Source organism: Hymenobacter volaticus, from assembly GCF_022921055.1.
GTDB classification, from domain to species: Bacteria; Bacteroidota; Bacteroidia; order Cytophagales; family Hymenobacteraceae; genus Hymenobacter; species Hymenobacter volaticus.
Genome location: NZ_CP095061.1, coordinates 3,177,292 through 3,203,663, shown reverse-complemented (window position 1 = coordinate 3,203,663; position 26,372 = coordinate 3,177,292). Strand labels below are relative to the sequence as shown.

Genomic DNA, 26,372 nt, shown 5'->3' with positions numbered 1-26,372 from the left:
CTGAAACAAGAGCGGATACGAAACTCCTGCGGGGGCCGGGTTTAACCCCTAAATTTGACGAAAATATCCCGAACCTCCACGATTCTAAACACTGATATCATCTGGAAGTTGCACGACGTGTACTATGACCGTTCCACGCTTGTATTTTACCGTTACCACTGATCTTAACTATGACCAGCGTATGCAGCGAATTTGCAGCAGCCTGGCCGAGGCAGGATACGAAGTTCGGTTGATTGGACGGCAGTGGAGCAACTCGCGGCCACTCGTGCCGCAACCGTATAAGCAGCACCGTTTACGATGCTGGTTTCAGCGCGGCAAGCTGTTTTACCTCGAGTATAATCTGCGCCTGTTCCTGTATCTGCTACCGCGCCGCGCCACCGTGTGGTGCGCCATCGACCTCGACACTGCTTTGCCGGTATGGTTGCGGGCGCGGCTAGGAGGGCAACCCTTCGTGTATGACGCCCACGAATTATTTACGGAGGTGCCCGAGGTGGTGGCCCGGCCAGCCGTGCAGCGAATGTGGCGGTGGGTGGAGCAGTTTATAGTGCCTCGTGCCAACTTGGTGTACACCGTTGGGCCCGCGTTGGCGCGGGTGTTCGAGGAACGCTACGGGCGGCCGGTAAAGGTAGTGCGCAACATCAGTCGGCTGTCGGAGGCAGCTTTACCGCCGGCTCCCACAGCGGTGCCCGCAGCAGGGTATATTTTGTATCAGGGGGCCCTCAACGCGGGCCGGGGACTGGAGGCGCTGCTCGAAGCCATGCCGCAGGTAATTGGTCGGCTGGTTGTTTGTGGGGAAGGTGATTTGTCGGAAAGCTTGCGGGCGCGTGCGGCAGCACTAGGGCTGCTGGCGAGTGGGCAGGTGGAGTTCCGCGGCTTCGTGCTGCCCGACGCGCTACGCGACGTGACGCAGAACGCGGTATTGGGAGTGATGCTGTTGGAAAACCAAGGCCTGAGCTACTATTACTCTTTGGCCAACAAGTTCTTCGATTATCTCCACGCCGGCATTCCGCAGGTAGTAGTGGACTTTCCGGAATACCGTGCCCTCAACAACGAGTACGACGTGGCTGAAATCGTACCCAACCTAAAGCCGACAACGCTGGCGGCGACGCTCAACTATCTGTTGCGCGACAACCCCGCTCGTTATCAGCAGCTGGCAGAAAATTGTCGGCGGGCCCGCCGTGAGTTAAGCTGGCAACACGAGGAGCAACATCTTCTAGCTCTATATGCTGGCTTGGTTGACAGCAAATCGTAGCAGTTCACGCCATCAGGTTACTTTCTTTGCTTTCGCTATCATGAGTATACTTTCCGAGTTGATAACCTACCTGGAAGCTGATTTGGCGGCACAGCCCAACCGGCCGACGCTGGTAGTGGTGGCGGGCCCTACGGCTGTAGGCAAAACGGCGCTTTGCGTGCAATTGGCGCAGCATTTCCAAACCGAAGTGGTATCGGCCGACTCGCGACAATTCTTCCGCGAGATGAGTATTGGTACGGCCAAACCAACTCCCGAGGAAATGCAGGGCGTACCGCACCATTTCATTAACTCGCACAGCATAACTGAAGACTACAATGCTGGCCGCTACGAAGCGGACTGCCTAGCGCTGCTCGACACGCTGTTCCAGCGTCACCGCGTGGTGATACTAACGGGGGGCTCCGGACTCTACTTGCAAGCCGTAACGGATGGGCTCGACGAACTACCCACCGCCGACCCCGCCGTGCGGGCGCAGTTGCACCAGGAACTGGCCGCACACGGTCTGGAACCGCTAGTAGCAGAATTGGCGCGCCTGGACCCTGTTGCATACAACCGCATCGACCGGCAGAATCCGCAACGGGTAGTGCGGGCCGTGGAGGTGTGCCGCGCCACCGGGCAGCCTTTCTCTAGTTTCCACACGGCTGGCCGCTCGGCTCCGGAGCGTCCTTTCCGCATTATTAAGCTGGCTCTCACGCGGGAGCGGGAAGAACTTTACCAGCGCATCGACCTACGGGTCGACCAAATGCTAGAAGCTGGTTTGCTGGCGGAAGTGGAATCGTTGTTACCCTTTCAGCACCACAACGCCCTGCAAACGGTCGGGTACCAGGAAATCTTCGATTATCTGAATGGCCTGCACGACTGGCCCGAGGCAGTACGCCTGCTCAAGCGTAACACCCGCCGCTACGCCAAGCGCCAGCTCACCTGGCTGCGCCGCGACCCGCAGTATCAGTGGGTAACGGTGAAGTAATACCTGCGCTCAATGCGCCGATGGTACAAACGGCGCATGCTAAGCGGCCAACTCACCAAGCACGGCTGATTTGGAACTGAGCACCTGGCAGAATGTTAGCGCGCGTATCGTTTTGCAAGGATAGTTTGCCTCCCACTCGCCACGTGCGAGCCGGGTCAATGGCAACATTAACGTTTAGGGAGGCAATGTAGCCTGCGTGAAATCCTTGCTCATCCGAGGGAGTATAGGAAAACTCTAGTTGGTTGGTGGACTGGTTCAGGCTGAACCCGCCGTACGAAAGTCCTTTTGAACTGCCATATCCACCAAAGGCGCCGACGCCAACGCCGAACTCCACTGTCTTATGTATTCCGAAAGGCAGCCAGTACACTTCCTGTTCTATATTCACTGCCCGGTATGACTCCTTAACCGTGTAGTTTCTGCCGTTGTAGTCCTCACCAAAATCAACGTGGTTTGAGCCACTGATGACGGCCAATCGAGACCCTAAGCGCAGATGCTGCCCAAATTGCGGGGCATATTCCAAGTAGGTTTTCACCACTCCATAATCACCGGAGCCATTCAGGCAGCTTCCCAAGCCCAAGCGCAATAGCGCGGGCCGATGCGTAGCTGTGCTTAATTCCGATTGAGCTTGCGCGGGCAGAGTAGGGATTGAAAACAGGATTGCGAAAGAAATTATGGTGTAGCAGTGCTTCATAATTGTATGTGTAGGTAAATAATTAAAAATGACAGCAATAAAGGCGAAACGCTAGTATACACAAAAGGGGCCGCAACTAACCTTCAGGTTAGTTGCGGCCCCTTTCTTCTTGGTAAGAGAACTTATACGCTTAGGATTTCTACCATGCGCATAAAGCTCTGGTTAATAAGCTTTTTCTTATAGATAGTGTCGTGGAAGGGAGTGTAGACCAGTTGGCGGTTCACGATGCCCGCCATTACGTTGCGCATCCCGTTCAGCAAACCCTCGACAGCCGCAATACCGATCTGAGAAGCCAGCATCCGGTCGGCGGCGGAAGGCGAACCCCCCGCTGGATATGGCCGATAACTGTTACGCGGGTGTCGAGCTGCGGAATAGCTTCTTTCACGCGCTGCGCCACAATCTGCGCATTGCCTTCCACCTCGCCTTCAGCTACAATCACAATAAACGAAGTTTTGGAGCGCTGCCAGCTGGATTGCAACGTGTCGATTACCGAGTCCGTCGACATCTGGGTTTCCGGAACCATCACGATTTCGGCCCCACCCCCAATAGCGCACGGAATGGCAATATAGCCGGAGTCGCGGCCCATTACCTCCACAAAAAAGCACCGGTCGTGCGAATCCGCGGTGTCGCGGATCTTATCAATGGCTTCGAGGGCGGTATTAACGGCGGTATCGTAGCCGATGGTGTAATCGGTGCCGTAGAGGTCATTGTCAATGGTGCCGGGTGCCCCAACGGTTGGAATGCCAAACTCTTGCTCGAAGATGGTGGCTCCCGTGAAGGTCCCGTTGCCGCCGATGGCTATCAGGCCTTCAATGCCATTGTTGACCAACTGGTCGAAAGCCTGTTGCCTTCCTTCCTTGGTTGTGAATTTCTGGCTGCGGGCCGATTTCAAAATGGTACCCCCTTTTTGGATGGTATTGGCCACGGAGGCCGAGTCCAACCGGACAAACTCCCCCTTGATCATGCCACTGTAACCGCGCATGATACCGTACACTTCAATGCCGTGGTACACAGCCGTACGTACTACGGCGCGGATGCAGGCGTTCATACCCGGCGAGTCGCCGCCGCTGGTGAAAACTGCGATGCGTTTCATCATAACTCTTATGCTTCAGAAGGCGCCTCTAAGAAACTAGGCGCACGGAACGGGCAAAGGTGGTAAATCGTTAGCAAATGGCCGCCCGGTTTCTGAAAAGGGTCTGTTAAATTTCCTAGCTTCAATACGACTATTTTGTTTTCACTTGCGTAAGCGGCTTATTGGAAACCAACGCACGGCCGAGTATCTTACAATCCGCCGTGGCCAATAAGTGGCTTTCGTGCTCTCGTTCTTTCTTCCCCGTTCCCTCATATAGTCCCTCCCTTATGTTCGGTTTTTTTGAAAATGAGCAGACTCGGAAAGTAAAAAGCCACATCCAAAATTTAGCTGCGTTGGCCAAAGCCGACGGTCATCTCGATGAACGGGAAATGAGCTTTATCGTGACCGTAGGCAAGCGTAATGGCATGCGAGCCGACCAAATTCGGTCTATCGTAGCCAACAGCAGCCTCAACCGCCTAGTAGTACCCGACAACGATTCGGAACGCTTCGATCAAATATTTGACATGGTAGACATGATGCTAGCCGACGGCATTGTGGACGACAGCGAAATGGATTTCTGCACCATCATGGCTGAAAAGCTAGGCTTCCGCAAAGACATTGTGGGCCTGCTGGTAAAGAAAATTTCGCAGGGTGTAAAAGATGGCATGGACCGGGAGGTGATCAAAGCAGATACGCAGGCATTCTTAAGAACAGCGTGCGGCTAAGCCACTAGAATCTCCCAGCCATATTTTAAAACAGCCGGCCCTGGTCATTGTCTCCAAGAGACATTGGCCAGGGCCGGCTGTTTTAGTTGTAATTTTCTACTGCCCACAAACAAAGTCTATGGCCCGCAGCAAGGCAGCGCAGGCCTCATCAATTTCGGCATCGGTGATGATGAGGGGCGGGGCCAGGCGCAGGGAATTGTCGCAAAACAAAAACCAATCGGTCAGGATGCCTTCGTGCGAAAGCGCCCGGTCGATGATGGGCTTTAGCACCTCAAATGAATCGAACTCGACGGCCATCAGCAGCCCACACCCCCGCACCGCCCGAATTGCTGGGTGCACGAGTTGTCGGCGAAACCGAGCGGCTTTCTCGGCTACGCCTTCTAACAAGTTTTCTTCTTGAATGGTACGCAACGTAGCTAGTGAGGCCGCGCACGACACTGGGTGGCCGCCAAATGTGGTGCAGTGCCCTAAGATGGGGTTGGTTTTGAACCCCGCCATAATTTCTTGCGAGGAAATAAAAGCCCCAATTGGCATACCGCCGCCCATGCCTTTGGCGCAGACCAGAATATCGGGGGTGACACCGAACTGCTCGAAAGCCCAGAAGGTACCAGTCCGCCCGAAACCGCACTGAATTTCATCTAGAATCAGTAGCGCCCCAACTTCGGTGCAGCGCTGGCGCAGGGCCGGCAGGTAGCCCGGTGCAGGCACCCGCACACCCGCTTCGCCCTGCACCGTCTCCATAACGACGGCTGCCGTATGCTCATCGATCAACAGCAGGTCGTCGAACTGATTGTAGCGGATGTGGCATACATCGGGGAGCAGGGGGCGGTAGCTGTTCTTGAAGCCTTCGGAGCCGGTGATGCTTAAGGCGCCGTGCGTAGAGCCGTGGTAAGCATTGAAACTGGAAACGAAGCCGGTGCGGCCCGTATGGCGTTTGGCAAGCTTGAGGGCCCCTTCAATGGCCTCGGCACCGGAGTTGGTAAAGTACACGCTGTCGAGGTGGACGGGCAGGGTTTCGTGCAAGGCCTGGGCAAGCTGGGCAGGAGGAGCCTGCACCAATTCGCCGTACACCATCAGGTGCAAATACTTGTCGAGTTGATCTTTAATGGCCTCGATAACGCGCGGATGACGGTGCCCTACATTACTGACGCCGATGCCGGAAATCAAATCGAGGTAGCGTTGGCCGTCCGGCCCATACATATACACGCCTTCCGCCCGCTCGATTTCGAGCAGCAACGGAAAATCAGAGGTTTGGGCTTGGTGGCGCAGAAAAAGCTGGCGGGGAGTAAGCATGGGGCAAAGGTAGGATAGCAATAGCTCGAAACAGATTTGCAGTTAACTCGGTGCGGCCTACCAACAAAAAAGGCTGCCGAAGCAGCCTTTTTCTCAACTAATTTACGACACCAGTGCCGGGCCCTGCTGGTGGCCCACCAGGTCGGTCGGCAACTCGGCGCAGCACTTCTTTGGTGAATTGGCGCTCCGCTTGGAATAGCTTGCTTACCTGCCGAATAGAAAGCAGTTTCTGAAATTTGTTGAAGTAGTCTTTCTCGAGGTCCACTTCTTGCTGGCGCAACGCAAAGGCTTTCGTTAAATTTTCTTTGACTTGCGCGTCCGACAATGCGTTTTGATCGTCAGTGCGGAGTTTGCGCATGGTGTGGTACAGTTCTCGGCGCTTGGCCGAATACTCGTTGTACACGGGCCAGAAACGCTGGGCTTGGTCCTGAGTCAACGAGACCTTTTCGGTGATATAGGCAATTTTAGCATTTTCGAGCTGGCTCATGCGGGCTTGCCGATCTCCCTGACCGGGCTGAGCCACGGCGGGTAAGGCTGCCAGCAAGCAAAGCAAAAGCAAGCTACGGAACAGGAGTTTCATGGAGCGAATAGGGGGAGTCGGTGACAAAGTAAAGATTATAGATAGATGTCTTCAGTGGGCTGCGTGTCCAGCACTTCCTGCAATTCATCGGGCGAAACGTGCAGGGATGTTTCGGGCAGAGTTTGCTCAGTGACAGGTAGTTCCGCCAAATCAGTAAGGGTTACGGGCAACTCACTGACCAGCAGATATTCTACCATTTCCGTGCGCGGCACGGCGGCCAGGTTGGTGGCAGTAGAAGGGGTTAGGGAGTTTTCACTTAAAAGGAAGGAGCCAACAAAGCCACTCAGCACCACGCCGGCGGCCAACGCCGTGCGCATAGGTGCCGACAAAGCAGTCAGCCAGCGCAGATCCGTCCAGCTAGTTGCAGGTGAAGCTGGCTGCACCCGTTGCATTATCTGCATGGGCAGGCGGTCGAAGTACCCGTCCGGCGGCGGAGCCAACGGCTGTGGCCGGCGCGGGTGTTCATCCAGACGAAAAGGAGTTTTCATAGTGGTTTAGAGGTAGTAAGGTCCTCAAGGTTTAATATGGTGCCAGACTTTTTCATTGGTTCGAGCAATCAATCTTTGACGATAAAATCAGCGAGAAATTCCGTCTATGCTTGTTCGTTGATGTATTGCTCTATTTTCTTGGCGGCATGATGATACGAGGCTTTCAAGGCCCCCACGCTGGTTCCGGTTACTTCGGCCATCTGCTCGTAGGGCATCTCGTCGTAATAGCGCAGATTGAAAACCAGGCGTTGTTTGTCGGGTAGCTTGAGAATGGCTTTCTGCAAGCGCAGTTCAATATCGTCGCCGGCCAGACTAGGATCAGCCTCCATTTTAGCGGCCAGTTCCGCCCCCACGTCGTTGAGGGGTAGAAAATACTTGCGCCGCTTGCTGGCCAAAAAACTCAAGCACTCATTGGTGGCAATGCGGTAAATCCAGGTATAGAGAGAAGCGTCCTGCCGGAAGTTCTCTAGGTGTTTCCAAACCTTGACAAACACATCCTGCGTCAAGTCGTCGGCATCGTCGTGGTCGACGACCATCTTGCGAATGTGCCAGTACACTTTCGTTTGGTATTTGCGCACCAGTTGGTTGAAAGCCACATTGCGCGCGGCCGGATCGGCAAACTTGGCAAGGATGTCTTGGTCTTCCAAGCAGGGGAGGTGGGTTAGGAGCGGCGTATTTGACGGGTTAGAGGCAGCCGGCAGGGTAGAGTTTAATACCGAAAAGGAAAAATGTTGGTTTGCTCTCACCTGCCATAATTTATATTTAGCTCCACGCTAGCCAGTATCAATATTACATATGCTACTTATTGGACTAAAGAAAACAGCAGGACTAGCAATTATTCTCCTTGGGAGTATAACTCTGCCGCCAGAAAGTAAGCAGTATATGCAAGCAGTACTTGTTAAGAAACAGTTGAAACCAGCTGAAATGCTTGAGAGCTATCGGCAATATGACTTTTCGCCGCTATGGCTATCAAGCAATAATGAAAGTGTGTTCGGCTTTATTGGCGACAATTATCAGCGTCTACAAATAAAAGTGCTCACAGCCCGGCCTGACCCACAGCAACCTGGACGCTACTTCGTGACGGGTAAATCAAAAGTAGGGGAGAACGTACTGCCGTTTCAGGGAACATTGAGGCTGCTACACGTTCGAGAGGCTATTAAGCTACCTCTTGGGTTAGACGGCATACCTGTACCTGCAGTGAAAGCGGGACTAGTTTTAGTTGAATACGAGTTGAGAGAACCAATCAATCAGCCCAATACGGGTGTGTTTAAAGGTGTCATGCATTCAAACTGGTATCTGAACCGCAAAGGAAAGATGCAATACAATAATATCGAGAAGCATTCAGATGCCTTTGCCAACAACCAATGCGTTGGTACGTGGGAGTCCAACAAAACCAAGCAGGTCAAACGGTGTAACTGGGGCGACTCCCGCATTCCTATGTGTGGCGACTTAGATCAGGGAGCAGGAGAGTTTAGCCCAAGTGATAAATATGTGGCTAATGGCTGGCAGTCGTACCAGAAGGCATGGGTACAAAACAAAGCAGCGGTCCGAAAGCTAGAAGTTGAAATCTGGTGGAAATAAATAAGCTTATTCTACTTCGTGCTAAATGCTACCCCCACTGTCACGTTGGTATTGTCGTTGGGCTTGCCTTCTAGCACGCGGCTTTCGTGGGTGTAAGTGTAGTTGGCCGTTATGGAAAAGCGAGTCGTGAAGCGCAGCGCCAGCGTGGTTAGTTGATTGATGCGGTAGTCGCCAAAGCCTTCGAGGTTAGGTTGGTAGAACGTGGTGGAGTTGAGGGCAAGCACGCCTTTTGAGTATACCACACGCAGCCGCAACGAACTGCGCGAAACGATACGCTGGCTACCATCTTGGAAGTACGTGGCTTCCCGAATAAACAGGTTGCTCACCGATACCTCGCGCCCCAGCGAATCGGTATAGAAGGCCCAGCCCGGCCCCAATCCCAACTGGATACGGTTGGCAATACCGCGCAGGTTGCTCCGCTCGTACCCCCCGATGCCGTAGGCTCGGAAGTGCCCTAGCCAGTAGTAGGGAGTAGCATTAACGAGTATTTCGCGCTCTTTCAGAAGCCGGTCTTGCTTGCCGTATGTGAAGCTACCACTAACAGGCGCCCCAAAATGTTGGCCGCGCAAAAACGTGACGGAGTGCGTGGTAGCTAGCAGCGTGCGGTTTACACCGCCCGAGGTATACTGGCCGGTAAGCTGCCCAACGTAGCGAATAATTGTGGTGTCGGGCCGCTGGGCATACGCTGGTACCACCGATAACAGCAAGAGCAACACGGTACTGGAAAAAGAAAAAAATAAACCCATCAAACAAACTTAGAAACCAGCGCAAGCAATAAGAAAGCGGAAAGTTCTGGTTTTGAATTGAAAAGACAGTAACAGCCTTTCAAAGCGGAATCCCCGCTACAACTCGGTATACTCTATGCGACGAAATTCTTCGTTGCTTGCAAGTTGATTTACTTACTGCTGTTCATGCGTTTTCTATTAGTCTTGTTGTTTTGGCTATTAGTAGTGCCATCGGCCTGGGCGCTCCGGATTCGGGAAGTTCGCCAGGTGGGTACTACGACGCCGGCCCGTTTCCAGAAGTTGGAGTTAGGACTGTCTTTGGCCACCGCCCCAATTGGCAATCCTTACGGCCTAAACGAGGTTACGCTGCAGGTTGAATTCGTGTCGCCCCAATGAATGTCGTTCACAAAGCCAGTAAAATCTACTCTCAAAACGCCAATCAGGAAATAGAAAGCAAAGACACATTCATTATTCTACTCACGAGTATTAAGCTTGTAGAAATGAATATGTAGATATGCTACTTTTAGGCGTAAAACACGCCTACTTGCTATGAGCAACATGATTCAGTTTGTCGCCAACCACGACGACTTATCGACTGACAAAGGATTTCAGTTCAAATTCTACTGCGACAAATGCCGCAACGGCCACATGTCGCGCTTTCAGCCGAATGCCGTTGGCATTGCGGGAAGTCTGCTCAATGCCGCGGGCAGTTTGTTTGGGGGCATGTTTCATGAAGCTGGCAATGCTGCCTACCACGTGCAGCGGGCCATTGGGGGCAAAGCGCACGACGAGGCAATGGAAAAAGCGGTGCTCGAAGGCAAGCAGTATTTCAAGCAGTGCACCCGTTGCGGCCACTGGGTTTGCCCGGATGTATGCTGGAACTCCAAGGCGGGCCTCTGCGAAGACTGCGCCCCCGATGAGCACGAAGAGCTAGCTGCCCAGCAGGCCCTTGCTAGCCGCGAGCAGATCTATACCAAAACGCGCGCCCAGGACTATACCAAAGAGCTAGATTTTCTGAATCGGGGCGGAATTGTGCAGTGCCAAAGCTGCAACACTAAGCTCAACCCCGGACAAAAATTCTGTCCTCAGTGCGGCACACCCAATGCTGCTCTGGCGCAAACCAAGGAAAAATTCTGCGTAGACTGTGGCGCTGCCATGAAAGCCGATCAGCGGTTCTGCGCCGAGTGCGGCACCAAGCAGTAACGGTAGCACAATCCGTCTCCGACAACAAGCCATTAGCTCCTAGTGTCCTCTCGATATTAGGAGCTAATGGCTTGTTGCCGAAAAAGTAATGCGGTTGGTAGGCTTCCAAACGCGGCGGAACTGCGTACTGGCTTACAAATATCCTCACACCAGAAGGAGAAAAGTAGCCATGAATCTGGACAGCGAATTTCGGGGACTGCCCGTGGAGGAAGCCGTGTTCTATGCTCGATTGGGCTTGCAGTTAGAGCTATTTAGCTTGGCTGATATCAGCGACTGGATAGATGAGGTGCTGCTACGCGAAGACAACCCGAATGAATTCTTCCTTGGCTTTTACCGCATCCTACACACCAACAAGCTGGAAGTACCGGCATACCTCAAAAATTTGTTTCCAGATGTTTTCTTTTCCGTGCGGCCGGCTTTGTGTTGGTTGCATCGGCAGTTAATCAGCGGCAAATGGCCCATGAGACAACTCATCAAGTCCCTCTACCGGCTGCGAACCTTGGTGAAAGCCGACGTAGAAGTTGGGTGGATTTATGGGCTGGCTGCCGATTACGACCGAGCAGTTGCCACCACTCCGGAGGCCATGCTGGAAGTAGAACAAGACACGGACGCTTTTCTGGCTTGTTACCAAGACTATACGTTTGGCAACCGTTCTTACTGGCAGAGCCTAGACGTGTTACTCGAGCAACGATGGGCTAATCTTCGGCAGTAGTAACTAGTGCTGAGTGGTCATCACCTAAGCAATTGCTGATGTCCAAAGTCGAAGTGAACGGTGCGCTAGCATAAAAGCCCCTGCCACAACGAATGTAGCAGAGGCTTTCAGAGATACTTTTAACTTCTAGCTATTTCCGGCGGGCCATTACTTTCTCAACGGCCCGCACAATAGCGGCTTCATTGAGCTCGTATTTCTCCATTAGCTGGTCGGGGGTGCCCGATTCGCCGAACGAGTCGTTGACGGCTACCATTTCCAGGGGCAGGGGTTCTTCGCGCGCTAGCAACTGCGCAATAGAATCGCCGAGGCCGCCATTCATCTGGTGCTCTTCGGCCGTAACCACGCAACGCGTTTTGCGCACCGACTCCAGAATCAGTTGTGCATCCAACGGCTTGATGGTGTGGATGTTGATGATTTCGGCGTTGATGCCTTTATCGGCCAGTAGCTTGCCCGCCAAGATGGCTTTCCATACTAAGTGGCCCGTGGCGAAGATGCTCACATCGGTGCCTTCGTTGAGGACCACGCCTTTCCCGATTTCAAACACTTGATCGGCAGGGGTGAAGTTGGGAACAACGGGACGACCGAAACGCAAATACACTGGCCCTTCGTAGTCGGCAATGGCCAGGGTGGCGGCTTTGGTTTGGTTGTAGTCGCAGGGGTTGATAACGGTCATGTGGGGCAGCATTTTCATCATGCCCACATCCTCCAGAATCTGGTGCGTAGCGCCGTCTTCGCCGAGCGTAAGGCCCGCGTGCGAAGCGCAGATTTTCACGTTCTTGTTGGAGTACGCAATGCTCTGCCGAATCTGGTCGTAGACGCGGCCCGTGCTGAAGTTGGCGAATGTGCCAGTGAACGGAATCTTGCCACCGATGGTGAGACCCGCTGCTAGGCCCATCATGTTGGCCTCAGCAATACCTACTTGGAAAAACCGCTCGGGATTGTCCTTGATGAAGGCATCCATCTTGAGCGAACCTACCAAGTCGGCGCACAAGGCAACTACGTTGGGGTTGGTTTTGCCTAGCTCGTGCAAGCCCGCGCCAAAGCCGCTGCGGGTGTCTTTCGATTCGGTGTAAGGGAAGTCTTTCATGTATGAAGGTTGGAGAGTGTATTCTTGCTTTTAATATTCTGCCTTCGTTAAGATGACGGCAGATTAGTTGTGTACTGAAATATCGAGACGCTCGCGCCATTGCAGGCCTTGTGGCAGTTCTGCGGCACTAAATTCCAAATGAATGACGCGCCGTGGGCGGGCACTTGTGCTGCGGTTGGAGGCGTGCAGCGTTAGGGGTTTCATTAGCATTACCCCGCCAGCAGCTACCGAACACGTTACGGCGTGGGGCGTGTGAGCTGGAAGCGTATCATTTGAGAGTACACCGTGCTGATGCGAACCAGGAACTACTTTCAGCGCACCGTTGGTAGCGTCGCAGTCGTCGAGGTGAAGCCGGATAGTGACAATGCTTTCCAACACTTGGCGGGTTGGCAGCACAGTTGTCTCGCCTTGTTTGGTGGTCCAGGGACCATAACCGGGCAAGTCGATACGGCCGCCTACGGCTATCATGACGTCTTGGTGCCAAGCTACTAGCCAGTTGGAGCCGGCTGGCTTATCAAAGTAAATAGCCTTGGTCAGGTGAGGCGTGCTACCGGAGAAAAGTACTGCCAATACCTGGTGCAACTTCGGAGTCAGCAGTTGTTCTTGTAGCGCCGGAATTTCACCGAGCAGATTGCGGATAGCAAACACATCTTGGCTGCGGCGAAAGTTGGAGGAAGAAGTATCGGCGGCTTCTATAGTGCGAAGTAAATCGGCAATTTCTTTCGCGGAGTAAATGCCAGACAGTACAGCATAGCCTTCGGTGGCAAGTTGTTGTGCGCCTTGTTGCAATGCTCCTAGAGCCTCATCAGAATGAGGTAGCTGGTGGTGATGTAGTGCTTGCGCAGGCGTGGCGTGGCCGTTCTGGTTCATTCCCAATGATATTATTTGCCAAATAAACTCACTGAGGTGGTTTGGCCGGGGCGGATGGTGAAATTGCGCACGTCGGTGAACTTGCTGCCGGTGGCATTTTTGGTGCGGAACACCAAGCGGTAAGCTCCTGGCTGCATGGGCACGTTCACTTTGCTGCTGCCCCCATCCGAGAGGTTGTAAATCCAGGTTTGCGACTCGTCATCGTTGAGGCGGTAGATGCTGCCATAGCCTTTCAGATCGGTGATGATGTTGAGCGTACCGGGCGCAACGTACGTAACGGCTGTTTCCTGTCCTTGCTTGATGGTGATGCGCTTAAGCTGGCGGGGCAGGGTCAGCAGTTCCACTTCGTAATTGCCTGCCAGTAGCTTTTGCCGCGACCCGAAAGGCAACGCCAGCAACGTATTTTCTTTATCGGCCTGCCGGATTACGGCCTGCACCGTGCCGTACGGGTTGCCTATCGTGTTCGGACTCTGGAGCCAAAGCGTGCCCTGCGGCGTTTTGTAGGTGAATACATTGGCCTTGCCAGGCTTGATGGGCAGATTCTGCTGGCGCACAGGCGGAACGGTGTTGATAACCAAGTCGTAGCTCTGCAAAGCGTCAACGTCGAGCACGTCGGGTTTGCCTTGGGCGTCGCGGTAGTGAACGTAGTTGAATTCGGGCTGCTCCGTGATGTTGTTGATGAAAGTCATGTTCACGTTCGACTCCACGGGTTTGCCGGCTTCATCGGTCAGGTTAATGGCCACGGTGGTTTTGGCCAGCGTCTGCGTTACCACATCATTGAGAATGGTGCGGAAGGTTTTTACATCGGATGCATTGTAGTACTGCCCCAAGCATTCTAGCTGCTTGCCAAATTCCTTCTCCGCCCCAATGCCAATCACAAATGGCTTGAGAAACACCCGTTTGCGCTGCAACGCCAGCGAGGTAGCGCACGGGTCACCTTTGCACGACTCCAGTCCGTCGGTAATGAGGATCAGCACGTTACGTGCTGTGTTATCCGTCGGGAAGTCGCCGGCTGACTGAAGCAGGGAGAAGGTGATGGGTGTGTTACCTTTGGGGTCGATAGACTTGAGGCGGGTTTTGATGGCCTCGGCGTTTTTGGCCGCGAAAGGCACTTCCAGCTTGGAGTCTTCGCAGTTGTTTTCCGACTTGTCGTGTAGGTGACCGTAGGCCCGCAGCCCAAGTTCCAGGTTCGGGTAGGTGTTCAGCGAATCCACCATCTTGGCCAGCAGGCTTTTCGCTACATCCATGCGCGGCCGGCCTTCCCACGGGGCCAGCATCGAGCCCGACGCATCCAGCAAAAACAAGATGCGCGTTACCCGCGGCTTTTCGGGCGGCACGTTCTGCGCGCGCAGCCCGGTTTTGGCTCCGCTAACCAGCCACAACATCCAGCACAGAAGAACAGCTAACCGGCGCATCGATAGGAAACTAACTCCGGCCCTTCCGCCCCTAATGCCGCACACGAAACGGCAGTATAGGCGGAAGATCCAGAATGCTTTGCAATGGGAAAGAACTCTGTTAGTGCAACGCAATACCAGTCTGGCTTTGTATAAACCCAAAGCCGTTGCTACCCCAAATCAGCTATTAATAGTCGCTGGCTTGCTCTACGCTAAGTTGCTGCAAGGCCTTTTCGAGTTGCTCGTCGTTCGGGGCTACGCCATGCCACTTGTGCGAACCCATCATGAAGTCGACCCCAAAGCCCATCTGTGTATCCATCAGCACCATAATCGGCTGGCCCTGGCCGAGCAACGACTGTGCTTCTTCGAGCGTTGGCAGTAACTTGTCGAGGTCGTTGCCGTCGGTTTCGAGTACGCGCCAGTTGAAGGCTTCGAACTTGGCGCGCAGGTCGCCGAGGCCTCCGATTTTGTCGGTGGGGCCGTCGATCTGCTGACCGTTGCGGTCCACGAAGGCTATTAGGTTGTCGACTTTGTGGTGCGGGGCGTACATGGCGGCCTCCCACACTTGGCCTTCTTCCAACTCGCCGTCGCCCATGAGCACGAATACGGTCCGGTTGTCGCCGTTGAGTTTTTTAGCTTGGGCAGCACCAATGGCGACGCTCAGGCCCTGGCCCAACGAGCCGGAAGCCACGCGGATGCCGGGCAAGTGCTCGTGCGTGGCCGGGTGGCCTTGCAACCGCGAATTGAGCTTGCGGAACGTAGCCAGCTCACCTACCGGGAAGTAGCCCGAACGGGCCAGCACCGAGTAAAATACCGGCGAAATGTGCCCATTGGAAAGGAAAAACAAGTCTTGGCCGACTCCGTTCAGATCAAACGGCTCGGGGGTGTGCTTCATCACCTTGAAGTAGAGCGCCACCAATAAGTCGGTGCAGCCGAGCGAGCCGCCGGGGTGGCCAGAATTAACGGCGTGTACCATGCGCAAAATGTCGCGCCGCACCTGCGAGGCAATCTGTTTTAGCTCCGCAACCGACTTGGTGACTTCGGGCGTGTGCGTTTCGGAAGAAGCAGCAAAAGACGTGTCTTGCGACATAGATTCAAATATGAAATGTGAGGAATCAAGCAAATGTAGGAAGCGCGGGGCAGCCCGTGCGCTTCGGGCAAGTGGTAACCGGGCCGCAGACTACAGCAGTTGCGCGGCGTGGTTCTTGGTATCGACTTTGGTAATCACTTTCTCGATTTTGCTGTCGGCATCAATGAGGAAAGTGTAGCGCATAGTGCCCATGTATTTGCGGCCGTACATCGATTTCTCTTGCCACACGCCGTAGTCTTCCACTAGCTTCTTGTCTTCGTCGACGAGCAGCGGGAACGGTAAGTCATACTTAGCGGCAAACTTCTGGTGCGACTTCTCGCTGTCGATGCTGACGCCGAGCACCTGAATGCCGGCTGCTTGCAGGCTCTGGTAATTATCGCGCAAGTCGCAGGCTTGGGCGGTGCAGCCGGAGGTGTCGTCTTTGGGGTAGAAATAGAGCGCAACCCGGCGGCCTTTGTAATCGGCGAGGCGGTGCGTGGTGCCATGTTGGTCTTTGGCAGTGAAATCGGGGGCGAGGTCGCCGGCTTGGGGAAGTGACATAGAGCAAGTGTTTCGGCAAATGTAGCAGTAGCGCGGAAACACAAGGGGATAGGCAACAGTCGAGGTCAACAAAATCGGCCAGCTAACCGCTACAGCCAGTTGCACATCTGTTTGCGGCCGGTACTGAACTCGGGGCAGCCCTAGCCGGCTTGGCTAAGACTGCCGCGCGTGTTCTATGGCTTTTCGGCCATGGGTTGTGGCGTGAACAGTATCTTCTCTACCGGGAAACCTAGTTCACGGGCCTTGCCGATGAGGTGGTCGCGGCGGCTGCGCTCTAGGTGCGGCGTCCGGCTTAGGATCCACAAGTTTTCGCGGCTAGGCGTACCAACCAAGGCATATTGATAGTCGGCGTAGTCGAGGTCCAGAATCCAGTAGTCGCCCTCGAAGGGCCAGAAGAAGCTGACTTTCAGCTTGGAGTACGTAGCGTCCGTGGTGCGGGCAATGCCTTTCGCGGTTTCAACGGGGCCATTGAGCCCTTCCTTATGGCAAGTATTGAGCACGTCTACTTTGCCGTCGGGGCGCACTTTGTATTCGGCCGTAACGTGTTGGCAGCCTTTCTCGAAGCGAGTGGGCAGCCGGGCCACCTCATACCACAAGCCGCTGTACTTATGCAGATTCACGTGCGGTACTGTGGGCAGCGGTGGATACAATTTGCGGCGCACGTAGCCGTAGGCGGCTACTCCTGTGGCTACTGCGGCCACTGCGGTAGCAACTAGAACAGGCTGGCGGACTTTATTTAGTTTGGTCATGATGGCAAATTGAAAGGTACGCTTGCTGTACGCGCTAGCTTAACGGTGAGATGTGTAAATGGGAATCCTTGGTTTCCGCATTGTCTGGCCGAAGGAAAGGAAAGTTGTATTTAAAGCTAGAAAAGTAGCGTGTCAAGAACTGCTCTTTTTAAGGTTGAGTAATGGTCAGCTAGATTGAAACTAGAAGTTAGTTTGTTGTTCAATACGTGGTCAGCCACCCGTAACCCTTCTAAAGGAAAGGAACTAGTTTTCTAATTCGCTTTAGACTTTAAAGCTGATTCCATCCAGTAAGAAGGGGGAAGATGAGGCGCCCTCGCCAACACACGCAACGACATTCTTTATTTTATCTTTCAAGTAAGGGTGATAGTTGAGAGAAAGGCAGATTAACTAGTAGACTTCGCACTCCGATGAAAACACTAAACCTTCCGCCACTCTCGCCAACGCAGTCTGCCGCGCAGCTCCGGCACGCGCTGCAAACTAACCGCGAACAGACGCTCACGCAACTCTACCAGCACACTTTCCCCATGGTGCGGCACTATGTGTTGCAGCACGGCGGCACGGCGCAAGATGCCAAGGATGTATTTCACGATGCCCTGATTGTGTTTTACGAAAAAGCCGTGGCAGGCACCCTGGAACTCACTGCCTCGGCCAGTACTTACCTAGTGGCGGTGGCGCGCAACATCTGGCGCCGGGAGGTAGACCGTCGGCAGCGCTGCAACCTCGCCGACCTCAACGAGGAGCACCTGCAAGTACCCGACCAAAGAGAACCAGCCGAGGCGGGAGCCACCGCCGAGGAAGTATCAGTACTGGAGTACGTGGAACGGCTAGGGGAGAAGTGCAAGAGCATTTTGCTGTCCTTCTACTATTTCCAGCAGCCCTTAGAGCAAATTGCTAGCACCCACCAGTACCGCAATGTGCGCTCTGCTACGGTGCAAAAATTCAAGTGCTTGGAGCGCCTGCGCAACTCGGTGCGCAACGTGTTAGTCGAAACCTTCAGCCACTAACCTCATGCGCCCGGAGCTGAAACGCCTGCAACAAATCGAGCAGCATCTGCTAGGTGACCCGCAACCGGGCCAAGCCGAAGAGTGGGCCTTACAGCAACTACTCGACGCCGACCTGGAAGCCGATACCGAGGCGCAACGGCGCGTGTACCAGGGGCTGTATGTGGCCGGTCAGCGCCAGTTGCGGCGTGAACTAGAAGCAATTCATGAGCGGCTTTACGGGCCGCGCCCTGGCCGTTGGAGCCAGTTGGCCACAGCGGGCCTGCGGGCTATTCGCAACGGCTGGTGGCGGTTCCCCCGCAACCACTAAACCTTTCTTTTCTACTTCATCAGGGTTATCCTGAGTGCTAAGCTTTCGAGCCGAAGGGCACGGGCATGCCCATTATTTCCCTTTCTCATGCTGTCAAGCAAACAAGAATTCCGAAAATTTGCCGTGCAAGGGCAGGGCCTGCCTGGCCTGAGCATTGACCGATATGTAAGCCATATCGAAGGCCAAGAGCGCACGTTCGTCACCAACATGACCCGGTCCGTTATCGAGGAGCGGCCCACTCGTTTCGCGGAAATCGACGTGTTTTCGCGGCTGATTATGGACCGAATTGTATTCCTCGGCACGGCCGTCGACGACAACATTGCCAACATCATCACCGCGCAGCTGCTATTTCTAGAGTCGGTGGACGCCAAGAAAGATATTCTGCTCTACATCAACTCGCCCGGGGGCTCCGTGTACGCCGGGTTGGGTATCTATGACACCATGCAGTACGTTGTGCCTGATGTGGCTACTATTTGCACCGGGCTGGCTGCCAGCATGGGCGCCTTTCTGCTGTGCGGTGGTGCCATTGGCAAACGTTCCGCCTTGCCGCACGCCCGCGTCATGATTCACCAGCCCTCGGGTGGTGTGCAGGGCCCGTCGGCCGACATCGAAATTACGGCTCGCGAGGTGGTGAAGCTGCGTCAAGAGCTCTACAGCATCTACGCCGAACGCACCGGCAAAACCTACCAGCAAATTCACGACGACTCGGACCGGGACTACTGGATGCGCGCCGACGAAGCCAAAGAGTACGGCCTACTTGACGAAGTGCTGGAACGGAAGGAGTAACCCCGTCCCCGTCCCTCCGGGAGAGGGGTGCGTTCTGCCACATCTTGCGTCTGACACTCCTCTGGGAGGGGACGGGGTGGGGTTACAGCACCACGTGTACGGCCTGCTCATTGCCGGCTTGGTCGCGGAGGTAGAGGGTGGCGGGGCCGTGCAGGGAAGGACCGAGCTTGTCGGAATTCTCCGAGAACAGGGTGGCATTCTTGTGCTCGAACCGAAGCAAGTGGAACTGCCCGTTCACTTCCAGTTTGTAGGACGCCAAGCCCGAAAGGTCGTCGCCGACTTTGAAAACCACGCCAGCGGGACCTTTGCGCAGCAAGCGGGCCGAGGGCGGAATGGTGTCGGTAAGCAACTTGAACTGGCCGAAGGCTTTGATAGGCGCGGAAATAGAATTGCCCTCCCACTTGCCGCCAACATACGCCCGCCCGCCTTTGGCTGTAACACTATAAATGGCCGTTCGCGTTTTGTCTAGTACTTCGGTTTCGGGTCTTAGCGTGAGACTAAGAGTGCGGTAGAGTGGCGTACGGGGCTGCTGCACCGTCCAAACGCCGGCCTTGTAGCTGGTTTGCACAAAGAGCGTGTCAAACAGCGTTTGGGGCCCGAAGCCGAGCTGCAAATTGCCTGTAGTGAAGGCGAAGTCGCGGCCGGAGGGGATGAGGGCCTGCCGGTCGAAGCGCTTGGTGATGCTGCCGAACTGCATCGAGTCGGGGAGGCCGGCGCGCAGGTCGTAGAGGTAGGTGTTTTGGCTGAGCACCGTATAGCTCGGGCGCAGCGTGAGGCGCCGGTTGCCTTTGAAGAGTGTGAGCGGCCCACTGGAGGCGGCCGTATCGGGGTCGGCGGCTACGGCCACCAGCAGGTTGCGGCTGATGTCGTAGCGTAGGGCCGGTCTTTTTACCAGCGTAGAGCGAGTCTTGTAGTACACCGGCTGTTGGCCCCGCAACACAAAACGCAGCGGAGTAGTATTGCCATACGAGTCGGCCAGCAAGATTTCCACGGCGTATACTTTCCCGTCCTCCACGCGCAGGCGGCCTTTCTCGGGCCGGTGGTGTACATCGTCAGGTCGTTGCCATCGTCGACGAACAGCTTCTCTAATTGACGGCCCTGTAGGAAGCGCCACTCATAGTCCATGTGCTGGTTTACTTGGCGGGTGCCGTCCGGAAAAGGCACATCGTCCACCACGTGGCGGTAAAAGGGCTGGCCGTTAATCCGGATTTCCACTCGTTGCAACCCGTTTTTGTTCCACACCCCATCAAACCGGTCGAAGCCTTGCACCAGAAGGCCAACCGAACCGAATGCGGAAATAGTGTCGGCCCATACGTAACCCCCACCATTGGGCAAGGGCGGCGTTTTGGGCACAAACACCGACTTGCCAAATACTCCCTGCACGCGCGCTTCAATGCCCAACGCCTCCACGGCAAAAGCTTGAAGCATGGGCGCTACGTGGTCTTGGATTTCCGTGAAGCCACCCCATTGCAGCGGATTTAGTTGGTGGTCTTGCGCGTTGCGCACTTCCCAGTGTAGGTGCGGGCCGGCCGAGCCGCCTGTATTGCCCGACAAGGCCACTACTTCGCCGCGCTTCACCGGAAACTGGTCGGGCTTGAAGAATAGCTCTAGCTCGTAGCTCTGTTTCTCGTATTGGCGCTGCAACAATTCGGCGGCCGTGGCGCCTAGAAAGTGGTTGAGGTGGCCATACACCGTGGTCAGCCCGTTGGGGTGGGTGATGTAGAGCACGTTGCCATAACCAAAGCTGCTTTGCTTGAGCCGCGAGATGTAGCCATCGGCGGCGGCATACACGGGCAAGTCCACGCGGCCGTCGGTCTTGATGTCGAGGCCCCCGTGGAAGTGGTTGGGGCGTAGTTCGCCCATGCTAGCGGCCAGGAAGTTGGTTTTGCCCGGCTTGATGGGAAACAAAAAGTATCCGTTGGGCACTGTTGGCCGTGGACCGGCCGGAGTTTCAGGGGTAACAACTGGAGCCAGGGAATCGGGTTCCTGACCACCGCAGGAAGCCGGCTGGAGCCCTAAAAACAGCAGGAACAGAGGGAGAAACGAGAAACTCAACAACCGCCGCGGCGGGACAATCAACTTATCGGGCATTCGCAAATCAATCAGCAAGTACAAAAACACGGTAGCAAACGCCGATTACGGCGTCCCGCTGACGGAGTTATTCAATCAATAGGTTGGCGGAAGGCAAAAAGCCTCAAACTAGCTGGCCGAAAACTGTACCCAACGCCAAGCCGCAGGCAGAGCCAGCTGAAGGCCACCGACCAGCAGCTACCACCCCCCAAATCAGCGCAACGAAATCAGTTGATTGAAACCAACCACTTATTTCACGGCCAATTCCAGCATTTTTTCGTCGCCGATGTAGCCAGTCAGCTGGTCGCCGATTTTCACCGGACCTACGCCACTTGGGGTGCCTGTAAAAATAAGGTCGCCCATTTTCAGGGTGATGAACTTGGAGATGTAGCTGATAATGGCGTCGAAGGGGTGCAGCATCAGGCCTGAGTTGCCTTGCTGCCGTACTTCGCCGTTCACTTCCAGCCGAAAGTTGATGTCTTTCGGGTTCGGGAAGTCACTCACGGGTTTGAAGGTTTCGCCGAGCGGGGCTGAGCCGTCGAAGCCTTTGGCCAGTTCCCAGGGCAAGCCTTTGCTCTTTAGCTTGCTTTGCAGGTCGCGGGCCGTAAAGTCAATGCCTAGGCCAATGGCGTCGTAGTAAGTGTGCGCGAACTTCTCGTCGATGTTCTTGCCGTTCTTGCACACCCGCAGCACCAACTCGATTTCGTGGTGAATGTCCTGCGAAAAATCGGGGTAGAAGAAGGGTTGATTACGCTGGAGTAGGGCCGTGTCGGGCTTGGCGAAAATGACGGGCGCGTCGGGCGTTTCGTTCTGTAGCTCCGTGATATGGTCGGCGTAGTTGCGGCCGATGCAGAGGATTTTCATGTAGCAGTTGGGATCTTGGAAAGCTGGATTCTCAGAGGCAAGAACGTTCTGCAAAGGACTTCAAGCATCCCGGCCCCTAATGTTTTCTAAAGGCAGCAAAGCGTGAGATGCCCCAATGCGTGTTGCAGAACGACTTATCTAGGCAGCCAAAATTAACGGTTAATTCGCGGCCCGAAAATCAGAAAGGCAATTAGGTGCTCGGAATGCCAAGTTGAAGCAGAGGTATAACCAAACATTTTTTGGGTGCTTGAACGTATAGTAAAGCAGCTTCCCAGCCGGTTTACCGCCGAGCTTAACTGATGCGGTATTCCCTTGTAACTGTTCTGTTTCTCTCAACGCCACCACACTTATGCTTAAGAAATTAGCTTTGGCTAGTTGCCTGTTTATGGCCGCTGCCTGTTCAACTGTTCCTATCACCGGCCGCCGTCAGCTCAGCCTTGTTTCCGATGCTGAAATGAACTCAATGGCGGCCACAGAATATCAAAAAGTACTTGCTACCAGCAAGGTTATCAGCAGCGGCACGCAGGCGGCCATGGTCAAGCGCGTGGGGCAACGTATCCAGCAGGCCGTGGAAACGTATTTCCGGCAGCAAAACCAACAAGCTCAGTTGGAAGGCTACGCCTGGGAGTACAACCTGCTAGATGACAAGCAGGAAAACGCTTGGTGTATGCCAGGTGGCAAAGTGGCCGTATACAGCGGCATCCTGCCCATCACGCAAGACGAAACCGGACTGGCCGTGGTACTAGGCCACGAAATTGCGCACGCCGTAGCCAAGCACAGCACCGAGCGAATGAGCCAGCAAATGGCCACGCAAGGTATTGGCAATCTAGCATCGGCCGCCGTGGGGCAGGCGCCTACCGCAAGCCAGAACGTGTTTTTGCAAGTGGTTGGGGCGGGTTCGCAGCTCGGCCTGCTGAAGTATGGCCGCAGCCAAGAGTCGGAAGCCGACCACCTCGGTCTGATTTTTATGGCAATGGCAGGCTATGACCCGACAAAGCGGTGGAGTTCTGGCAGCGCATGGATGCTCGCGAAGGAGGTGCTTCACCACCGGAGTTTCTTTCCACTCACCCCTCCAATGGCACGCGCGTGGCCGCCATTCAGCGAGAATTGCCGGAGGCTCGCAAGTACTATAAGCGTTAACTCGCACCGACCCATTACCTTTCCGGCATGATACGTACTATGCCCCGTCTTTTACGTTTGCTGTTAGCTTCTGTACTCTTGACTGTTGTGCTACCAGCTTGCGAAACCACGAAGAAAGGTATCCCGGAATTTACGTCGCCTGATAAGAGTGATATAAGTCGTAAGCAGGAGCCGAGCAGTAAAATTGTGGCAACAGTAGGCGAAAAAGGCTTAATCAAATACCTCGTGCCCCGCGAGCAATTAGCCCAAGCTTTCACTCGTCAATTCGGCGACGGTACCAGCATCGACAAAACCATGGTGCGCAAAGTACAAGGTGGCCCCAAAGACCCAGCTTCGTACTTTCTGGTGGGCTTGGGCTTGCGCAACGGTATGTTCCGCGGCATGGCCATTCCGCTCACGCTGGTTTCCGATTCGGAACTGCTGCTACGGTCTAATGCTTCCCGTTATATTATTTCGGGTGTAGGCTGTACGTTTTGCTTTTTCAACTTCGAAAACAACGATATTGTAGGGACCACCTGCGAAGAAAACTCGGGTGGTAGTAGCTGCGACTTACGCATAGTAGACAGCAATACCTTCTTTCCCCGTTAGTTATGCTCAGTCGAAAATGGATTATGCGTCTCTCCTTCACGGCCTTGGCCTTGCTGCTCGCCACCGATCGACGGCGCCCTAAGCCCGAGCATCTTCCTAAGCCAGCCGAACCCAAGGAATAAAGAAAGCCCGCCATTGGCGGGCTTTTTCATGCATAGCAAGGGCAGCTACGCTGTTGAGTTTACGCTACGCGGCCGTTTCAATAAAACGGGCAATGCGGTTAACCAGCAAATCCGGGTTTACGCGCTCCAATGGATGAGGCGTGTTCATCAGGATTTCAAACGTAGCGTGGGTCATATGGTCGGTGAAATGGCGGGAAGCATCAACGCCGGCGGTTTTGTCTAGTTCGCCTACCATCACCTGCACTGGGACATCGAGCGTGGCCAGAATAGCAGGCGTAAGCAACGGCGCCGTGCCAAGGCGGCGCATCATGGTGGCGGTAGCAGCTAGCAGGTCGGGGAGGGGGGTAGGAGCGTGCTGCTTTTCTAGCTGAGTTACGTACTGTGGCACTTTGGCGCGCATGGTGTCAAGGTCGAGCATGCGCGTTTCCAGCGCCGCCGTCGCCGGCGACCAGTCGAGCTTGGTGCCGAGCGTGGTAATGCTACGGATAAGACCTGGCGTGGCTGCTGCTGCCGCTAGTGCGGCGTAGCCGCCCATACTATAGCCAAAAACATGGACCGACGGCAACCCCTGCTCCCGAACAAACTCCTTTACTTCTGTGGCAAAGTTCTGCATCGAAAACTTGTCCTGCTGTAGCGCCTGACCGCCGTGCCCGCTAAACGAAAAAGTGTGGACGTTGTAATGCGCCGATAACTCGCGGGCTAATGGCTTCACCTGTGCTTCACAGCCCAAGGCGCCATGCAGCAAGAGCAAGGATTGTTTCATAAGATGTAGTGCTTACTGCCTAGAAGTTGCGTTTTGGCTGCTCCAATCAGTAAAAATGGAAGCCTCCGAGCACAACTACTAAGCACTAACAACTTCCGCGGCCAACTGCTTCAAATCTAACCCATCAAACGTGCCCGACGACATCATGAGCAAGTTGGCGTCGTGCCAATTCTGGGTTTGCAGGTAGTGCGCGAGCTGTTTGCTGTCGGTGAAAACCTGCAAATCGGGGCGGTTGAATGCCTGGGCCACTTGCTCGGGTGCCAACGGTGGCAGGCGCTTGTGTTCCAGCACGTGCGGGTTGAAATACACCACAGCCACGTCGGGCGCATCAAAGGTGTGGGCGTACTGGGGCAAGAAGGCTGGATTCAGGCTGCTGAAGGTGTGCAACTCCAAGCAGGCCACGAGGCGGCGCTTCGGAAACTGCTTTTTGAAGGCTGTAGCCGTGGCTTTGAGCTTGCTAGGCGCGTGAGCAAAATCTTTGTACACCACCGAATCGTCGCCCTCGGCTACCAACTCTAGCCGACGGGCCGCGCCTTTGAACGTGGCTAGGGCTTCGTAAAACGGCTTGCCTTTAATACCTAGCTGCTTGCAGACCTCTTTGGCCGCCGAAATGTTGCGCAGGTTATGTTCGCCGAATACCTGCACGGGCACCTTCTCTTCTTTCTTGTTGAGCAAGAACGTTTTGCCGTCCTTGATGACGTGCTCGTGCGGGCCGTAGCCGATGTACTCCACGTCGGGGTTGCTGGGTACCGTCACCAACTGCACCTGCTCGTCGTCCTGGTCATAGATGAGCGTGCCGGCTTTGGGCGTCATCTCGGCGAAAATCTTGAACTGCTCCCGGTAGATTTCCTCGCTTGGAAACACGTTGATATGGTCCCAGCTGATGCCCGAAATCACGCCGATGTGGTGCTGGTAGAGGTGAAACTTCGGCCGCCGGTCGATGGGCGACGACAGGTACTCGTCGCCCTCAATAATGATGATGGGCGCATCCTCAGTGAGTTGCACCATCAAATCGAACCCTTCCAGCTGGGCGCCCACCGCGTAGTCGAACTTGCGGTTGTGGTAGCGCAACACGTGCAGAATCAGGGAGGTGATGCTGGTTTTGCCGTGCGAGCCCCCAATTACTACGCGCTGCTTGTCTTTGGAAGCTTCGTAGATGAACTCAGGAAACGAGTATACCCGCAGCCCCAGCTCCTGGGCCCGCAGCAGCTCCGGGTTGTCGGCCCGCGCATGCATCCCCACAATTACGGCGTCCAGATCGGCTGTTATTTTCTCGGGGAACCAACCTTCGGCGGCAGGTAACAGCCCAGCAGCCTGCAAACGGCTTTTGGCCGGCTCAAATATCTCGTCGTCGGAGCCCGTAACATGGGCGCCGCGCCGGTGCAGGGCCAAAGCCAGATTGTGCATGATGCTGCCCCAACGGCAGTCAGGTGAAGGCGTTGAAGGGAAGAGGTGGGCGTAGCGGCCATTCAGGGTAGTGGGTAAGCGGGCGGCAAAGGTAAGAAGCAGCTAGGAGCTAGAAGATAGAAGCTAGGAAACACAACTTATTTTCACGGTTTACTTATGCCTTCTAACTTATGTCTGCTAGCTTCCGGTGCTTCTCCTCATCATACACAAAAGAAACCATTTGTACCACTTCCGGATTGTAAGGCCCAGCCGTTAGCTTTGTGCCCCTTTGACAAAATATCTGACAGAGAAACCAGTTGAATAGG

29 protein-coding genes and 1 pseudogene are annotated in these 26,372 nt (G+C 54.8%); 12 read left to right on the top strand and 18 right to left on the bottom strand.

Going from position 1 to position 26,372, the window contains the following annotated elements; all coding sequences use genetic code 11:
* Positions 1-124: 124 nt before the first annotated feature.
* Positions 125-1,252 (top strand): glycosyltransferase, encoded by a 1,128-nt coding sequence (locus MUN86_RS14010; RefSeq protein ID WP_245118624.1) that lies wholly within the window; start codon positions 125-127, stop codon positions 1,250-1,252.
* 40 nt (positions 1,253-1,292) lie between these two features.
* Entirely contained in the window at positions 1,293-2,216 is a 924-nt protein-coding gene (gene miaA / locus MUN86_RS14005) for a tRNA (adenosine(37)-N6)-dimethylallyltransferase MiaA (RefSeq protein WP_245118622.1), read from the top strand.
* 52 nt (positions 2,217-2,268) lie between these two features.
* Here miaA and MUN86_RS14000 read toward each other — a convergent pair whose 3' ends face one another.
* Together MUN86_RS14000 and pfkA are read right to left on the bottom strand one after the other, a co-directional pair.
* Positions 2,269-2,907, bottom strand: a complete 639-nt coding sequence (locus MUN86_RS14000; RefSeq protein ID WP_245118620.1) for a hypothetical protein — start codon at positions 2,905-2,907, stop codon at positions 2,269-2,271.
* A 122-nt stretch (positions 2,908-3,029) separates the two neighbouring features.
* Positions 3,030-4,000: pseudogene (pfkA, locus tag MUN86_RS13995) on the bottom strand (6-phosphofructokinase).
* Between the two features lie 266 nt (positions 4,001-4,266).
* Here pfkA and MUN86_RS13990 point away from each other — a divergent pair.
* Entirely contained in the window at positions 4,267-4,704 is a 438-nt protein-coding gene (locus tag MUN86_RS13990) for a tellurite resistance TerB family protein (protein WP_245118619.1), read from the top strand.
* Between the two features lie 96 nt (positions 4,705-4,800).
* Here the strand turns inward: MUN86_RS13990 and MUN86_RS13985 are convergent, their stop codons facing one another.
* The 4 genes from MUN86_RS13985 to MUN86_RS13970 all read right to left on the bottom strand — a co-directional run bounded on the left by MUN86_RS13985 (position 4,801) and on the right by MUN86_RS13970 (position 7,712).
* The gene (locus MUN86_RS13985) at positions 4,801-5,997 is read right to left on the bottom strand and encodes an aspartate aminotransferase family protein (protein WP_245118617.1); all 1,197 of its coding nucleotides are present in this window, start codon (positions 5,995-5,997) and stop codon (positions 4,801-4,803) included.
* A 97-nt stretch (positions 5,998-6,094) separates the two neighbouring features.
* Positions 6,095-6,577, bottom strand: a complete 483-nt coding sequence (locus MUN86_RS13980; RefSeq protein ID WP_245118615.1) for a hypothetical protein — start codon at positions 6,575-6,577, stop codon at positions 6,095-6,097.
* A 35-nt stretch (positions 6,578-6,612) separates the two neighbouring features.
* Positions 6,613-7,065, bottom strand: a complete 453-nt coding sequence (locus tag MUN86_RS13975) for a hypothetical protein (protein ID WP_245118614.1) — start codon at positions 7,063-7,065, stop codon at positions 6,613-6,615.
* A gap of 104 nt (positions 7,066-7,169) precedes the next feature.
* A complete protein-coding gene (locus MUN86_RS13970; RefSeq protein ID WP_245118612.1) occupies positions 7,170-7,712 on the bottom strand; it encodes an RNA polymerase sigma factor in 543 nt (180 codons plus the stop codon).
* Positions 7,713-7,860: 148 nt separating this feature from the next.
* Here MUN86_RS13970 and MUN86_RS13965 point away from each other — a divergent pair, with 148 nt between their 5' ends.
* Positions 7,861-8,646, top strand: coding sequence for a hypothetical protein (locus MUN86_RS13965; protein WP_245118610.1), 786 nt, complete (start codon positions 7,861-7,863; stop codon positions 8,644-8,646).
* A gap of 11 nt (positions 8,647-8,657) precedes the next feature.
* On the opposite strand, the gene MUN86_RS13960 is transcribed toward MUN86_RS13965, so the two are convergent.
* Entirely contained in the window at positions 8,658-9,362 is a 705-nt protein-coding gene (locus tag MUN86_RS13960) for a DUF481 domain-containing protein (protein WP_245118608.1), read from the bottom strand.
* A 195-nt stretch (positions 9,363-9,557) separates the two neighbouring features.
* On the opposite strand from MUN86_RS13960, the gene MUN86_RS13955 reads away from it, so the two are divergent.
* From MUN86_RS13955 to MUN86_RS13945, 3 genes are all read left to right on the top strand, one after another.
* A complete protein-coding gene (locus MUN86_RS13955) occupies positions 9,558-9,767 on the top strand; it encodes a hypothetical protein (protein ID WP_245118606.1) in 210 nt (69 codons plus the stop codon).
* 153 nt (positions 9,768-9,920) lie between these two features.
* On the top strand, positions 9,921-10,574 hold the full coding sequence (locus tag MUN86_RS13950) for a zinc ribbon domain-containing protein (protein WP_245118605.1): 654 nt from the start codon (positions 9,921-9,923) through the stop codon (positions 10,572-10,574).
* 169 nt (positions 10,575-10,743) lie between these two features.
* On the top strand, positions 10,744-11,286 hold the full coding sequence (locus MUN86_RS13945) for a hypothetical protein (RefSeq protein ID WP_245118604.1): 543 nt from the start codon (positions 10,744-10,746) through the stop codon (positions 11,284-11,286).
* Between the two features lie 130 nt (positions 11,287-11,416).
* Here MUN86_RS13945 and MUN86_RS13940 read toward each other — a convergent pair whose 3' ends face one another.
* The 6 genes from MUN86_RS13940 to MUN86_RS13915 form a co-directional block, all read right to left on the bottom strand.
* On the bottom strand, positions 11,417-12,373 hold the full coding sequence (locus MUN86_RS13940) for a transketolase family protein (protein WP_245118602.1): 957 nt from the start codon (positions 12,371-12,373) through the stop codon (positions 11,417-11,419).
* 63 nt (positions 12,374-12,436) lie between these two features.
* Positions 12,437-13,243 carry a phytanoyl-CoA dioxygenase family protein gene (locus MUN86_RS13935; protein ID WP_245118601.1) on the bottom strand — a complete coding sequence of 269 codons (807 nt, stop codon included), beginning with the start codon at positions 13,241-13,243 and terminating at the stop codon, positions 12,437-12,439.
* Between the two features lie 11 nt (positions 13,244-13,254).
* On the bottom strand, positions 13,255-14,658 hold the full coding sequence (locus tag MUN86_RS13930) for a vWA domain-containing protein (RefSeq protein WP_245118599.1): 1,404 nt from the start codon (positions 14,656-14,658) through the stop codon (positions 13,255-13,257).
* Between the two features lie 166 nt (positions 14,659-14,824).
* A complete protein-coding gene (locus MUN86_RS13925) occupies positions 14,825-15,727 on the bottom strand; it encodes a transketolase (RefSeq protein WP_245118598.1) in 903 nt (300 codons plus the stop codon).
* Between the two features lie 90 nt (positions 15,728-15,817).
* Positions 15,818-16,267, bottom strand: coding sequence for a thioredoxin-dependent thiol peroxidase (gene bcp / locus MUN86_RS13920; protein ID WP_245118596.1), 450 nt, complete (start codon positions 16,265-16,267; stop codon positions 15,818-15,820).
* 173 nt (positions 16,268-16,440) lie between these two features.
* Entirely contained in the window at positions 16,441-17,016 is a 576-nt protein-coding gene (locus tag MUN86_RS13915) for a lipocalin family protein (RefSeq protein WP_245118595.1), read from the bottom strand.
* Between the two features lie 407 nt (positions 17,017-17,423).
* Here MUN86_RS13915 and MUN86_RS13910 point away from each other — a divergent pair, with 407 nt between their 5' ends.
* The 3 genes from MUN86_RS13910 to MUN86_RS13900 all read left to right on the top strand — a co-directional run bounded on the left by MUN86_RS13910 (position 17,424) and on the right by MUN86_RS13900 (position 19,113).
* Positions 17,424-18,020 carry an RNA polymerase sigma factor gene (locus tag MUN86_RS13910; protein ID WP_245118594.1) on the top strand — a complete coding sequence of 199 codons (597 nt, stop codon included), beginning with the start codon at positions 17,424-17,426 and terminating at the stop codon, positions 18,018-18,020.
* 4 nt (positions 18,021-18,024) lie between these two features.
* Positions 18,025-18,327: a hypothetical protein gene (locus MUN86_RS13905; protein ID WP_245118592.1), complete on the top strand. Its 303-nt coding sequence runs from the start codon at positions 18,025-18,027 to the stop codon at positions 18,325-18,327.
* 87 nt (positions 18,328-18,414) lie between these two features.
* Entirely contained in the window at positions 18,415-19,113 is a 699-nt protein-coding gene (locus tag MUN86_RS13900; RefSeq protein ID WP_280640521.1) for a ClpP family protease, read from the top strand.
* Positions 19,114-19,195: 82 nt separating this feature from the next.
* On the opposite strand, the gene MUN86_RS13895 is transcribed toward MUN86_RS13900, so the two are convergent.
* From MUN86_RS13895 to MUN86_RS13885, 3 genes are all read right to left on the bottom strand, one after another.
* Positions 19,196-20,104, bottom strand: a complete 909-nt coding sequence (locus MUN86_RS13895; protein ID WP_245118590.1) for a hypothetical protein — start codon at positions 20,102-20,104, stop codon at positions 19,196-19,198.
* Positions 20,002-21,234: a M23 family metallopeptidase gene (locus MUN86_RS13890; protein ID WP_245118589.1), complete on the bottom strand. Its 1,233-nt coding sequence runs from the start codon at positions 21,232-21,234 to the stop codon at positions 20,002-20,004. The genes MUN86_RS13895 and MUN86_RS13890 overlap by 103 nt, the downstream gene beginning before the upstream one ends.
* A gap of 198 nt (positions 21,235-21,432) precedes the next feature.
* Positions 21,433-22,047, bottom strand: a complete 615-nt coding sequence (locus tag MUN86_RS13885; protein ID WP_245118587.1) for a fumarylacetoacetate hydrolase family protein — start codon at positions 22,045-22,047, stop codon at positions 21,433-21,435.
* A 349-nt stretch (positions 22,048-22,396) separates the two neighbouring features.
* Here MUN86_RS13885 and MUN86_RS13880 point away from each other — a divergent pair, with 349 nt between their 5' ends.
* Together MUN86_RS13880 and MUN86_RS13875 are read left to right on the top strand one after the other, a co-directional pair.
* Positions 22,397-23,218, top strand: a complete 822-nt coding sequence (locus MUN86_RS13880; RefSeq protein WP_311181708.1) for a M48 family metallopeptidase — start codon at positions 22,397-22,399, stop codon at positions 23,216-23,218.
* Between the two features lie 47 nt (positions 23,219-23,265).
* Positions 23,266-23,775, top strand: coding sequence for a hypothetical protein (locus tag MUN86_RS13875; RefSeq protein WP_245118585.1), 510 nt, complete (start codon positions 23,266-23,268; stop codon positions 23,773-23,775).
* 186 nt (positions 23,776-23,961) lie between these two features.
* Here the strand turns inward: MUN86_RS13875 and MUN86_RS13870 are convergent, their stop codons facing one another.
* Both MUN86_RS13870 and MUN86_RS13865 read right to left on the bottom strand, forming a co-directional pair.
* The gene (locus tag MUN86_RS13870) at positions 23,962-24,660 is read right to left on the bottom strand and encodes an alpha/beta fold hydrolase (RefSeq protein WP_245118584.1); all 699 of its coding nucleotides are present in this window, start codon (positions 24,658-24,660) and stop codon (positions 23,962-23,964) included.
* Between the two features lie 78 nt (positions 24,661-24,738).
* Positions 24,739-26,067, bottom strand: coding sequence for a UDP-N-acetylmuramate--L-alanine ligase (locus MUN86_RS13865; protein ID WP_311181707.1), 1,329 nt, complete (start codon positions 26,065-26,067; stop codon positions 24,739-24,741).
* Positions 26,068-26,372 lie beyond the last annotated feature (305 nt).

Coding starts and splice junctions, on each gene's coding strand:
- MUN86_RS13880 (WP_311181708.1), top strand. CDS start 22,397: ATGCTTAAGAAATTAGCTTTGGCTAGTTGCCTGTTTATGGCCGCTGCC.
- MUN86_RS13885 (WP_245118587.1), bottom strand. CDS start 22,047: ATGAAAATCCTCTGCATCGGCCGCAACTACGCCGACCATATCACGGAG.
- MUN86_RS13955 (WP_245118606.1), top strand. CDS start 9,558: ATGCGTTTTCTATTAGTCTTGTTGTTTTGGCTATTAGTAGTGCCATCG.
- MUN86_RS13965 (WP_245118610.1), top strand. CDS start 7,861: ATGCTACTTATTGGACTAAAGAAAACAGCAGGACTAGCAATTATTCTC.
- MUN86_RS13975 (WP_245118614.1), bottom strand. CDS start 7,065: ATGAAAACTCCTTTTCGTCTGGATGAACACCCGCGCCGGCCACAGCCG.
- bcp (WP_245118596.1), bottom strand. CDS start 16,267: ATGTCACTTCCCCAAGCCGGCGACCTCGCCCCCGATTTCACTGCCAAA.
- MUN86_RS13945 (WP_245118604.1), top strand. CDS start 10,744: ATGAATCTGGACAGCGAATTTCGGGGACTGCCCGTGGAGGAAGCCGTG.
- MUN86_RS13925 (WP_245118598.1), bottom strand. CDS start 15,727: ATGTCGCAAGACACGTCTTTTGCTGCTTCTTCCGAAACGCACACGCCC.
- MUN86_RS13930 (WP_245118599.1), bottom strand. CDS start 14,658: ATGCGCCGGTTAGCTGTTCTTCTGTGCTGGATGTTGTGGCTGGTTAGC.
- MUN86_RS13950 (WP_245118605.1), top strand. CDS start 9,921: ATGAGCAACATGATTCAGTTTGTCGCCAACCACGACGACTTATCGACT.
- MUN86_RS13935 (WP_245118601.1), bottom strand. CDS start 13,243: ATGAACCAGAACGGCCACGCCACGCCTGCGCAAGCACTACATCACCAC.
- MUN86_RS14000 (WP_245118620.1), bottom strand. CDS start 2,907: ATGAAGCACTGCTACACCATAATTTCTTTCGCAATCCTGTTTTCAATC.
- MUN86_RS13865 (WP_311181707.1), bottom strand. CDS start 26,067: ATGCACAATCTGGCTTTGGCCCTGCACCGGCGCGGCGCCCATGTTACG.
- miaA (WP_245118622.1), top strand. CDS start 1,293: ATGAGTATACTTTCCGAGTTGATAACCTACCTGGAAGCTGATTTGGCG.
- MUN86_RS13905 (WP_245118592.1), top strand. CDS start 18,025: ATGCGCCCGGAGCTGAAACGCCTGCAACAAATCGAGCAGCATCTGCTA.
- MUN86_RS14010 (WP_245118624.1), top strand. CDS start 125: ATGACCGTTCCACGCTTGTATTTTACCGTTACCACTGATCTTAACTAT.
- MUN86_RS13985 (WP_245118617.1), bottom strand. CDS start 5,997: ATGCTTACTCCCCGCCAGCTTTTTCTGCGCCACCAAGCCCAAACCTCT.
- MUN86_RS13900 (WP_280640521.1), top strand. CDS start 18,415: ATGCTGTCAAGCAAACAAGAATTCCGAAAATTTGCCGTGCAAGGGCAG.
- MUN86_RS13870 (WP_245118584.1), bottom strand. CDS start 24,660: ATGAAACAATCCTTGCTCTTGCTGCATGGCGCCTTGGGCTGTGAAGCA.
- MUN86_RS13990 (WP_245118619.1), top strand. CDS start 4,267: ATGTTCGGTTTTTTTGAAAATGAGCAGACTCGGAAAGTAAAAAGCCAC.
- MUN86_RS13915 (WP_245118595.1), bottom strand. CDS start 17,016: ATGACCAAACTAAATAAAGTCCGCCAGCCTGTTCTAGTTGCTACCGCA.
- MUN86_RS13910 (WP_245118594.1), top strand. CDS start 17,424: ATGAAAACACTAAACCTTCCGCCACTCTCGCCAACGCAGTCTGCCGCG.
- MUN86_RS13940 (WP_245118602.1), bottom strand. CDS start 12,373: ATGAAAGACTTCCCTTACACCGAATCGAAAGACACCCGCAGCGGCTTT.
- MUN86_RS13980 (WP_245118615.1), bottom strand. CDS start 6,577: ATGAAACTCCTGTTCCGTAGCTTGCTTTTGCTTTGCTTGCTGGCAGCC.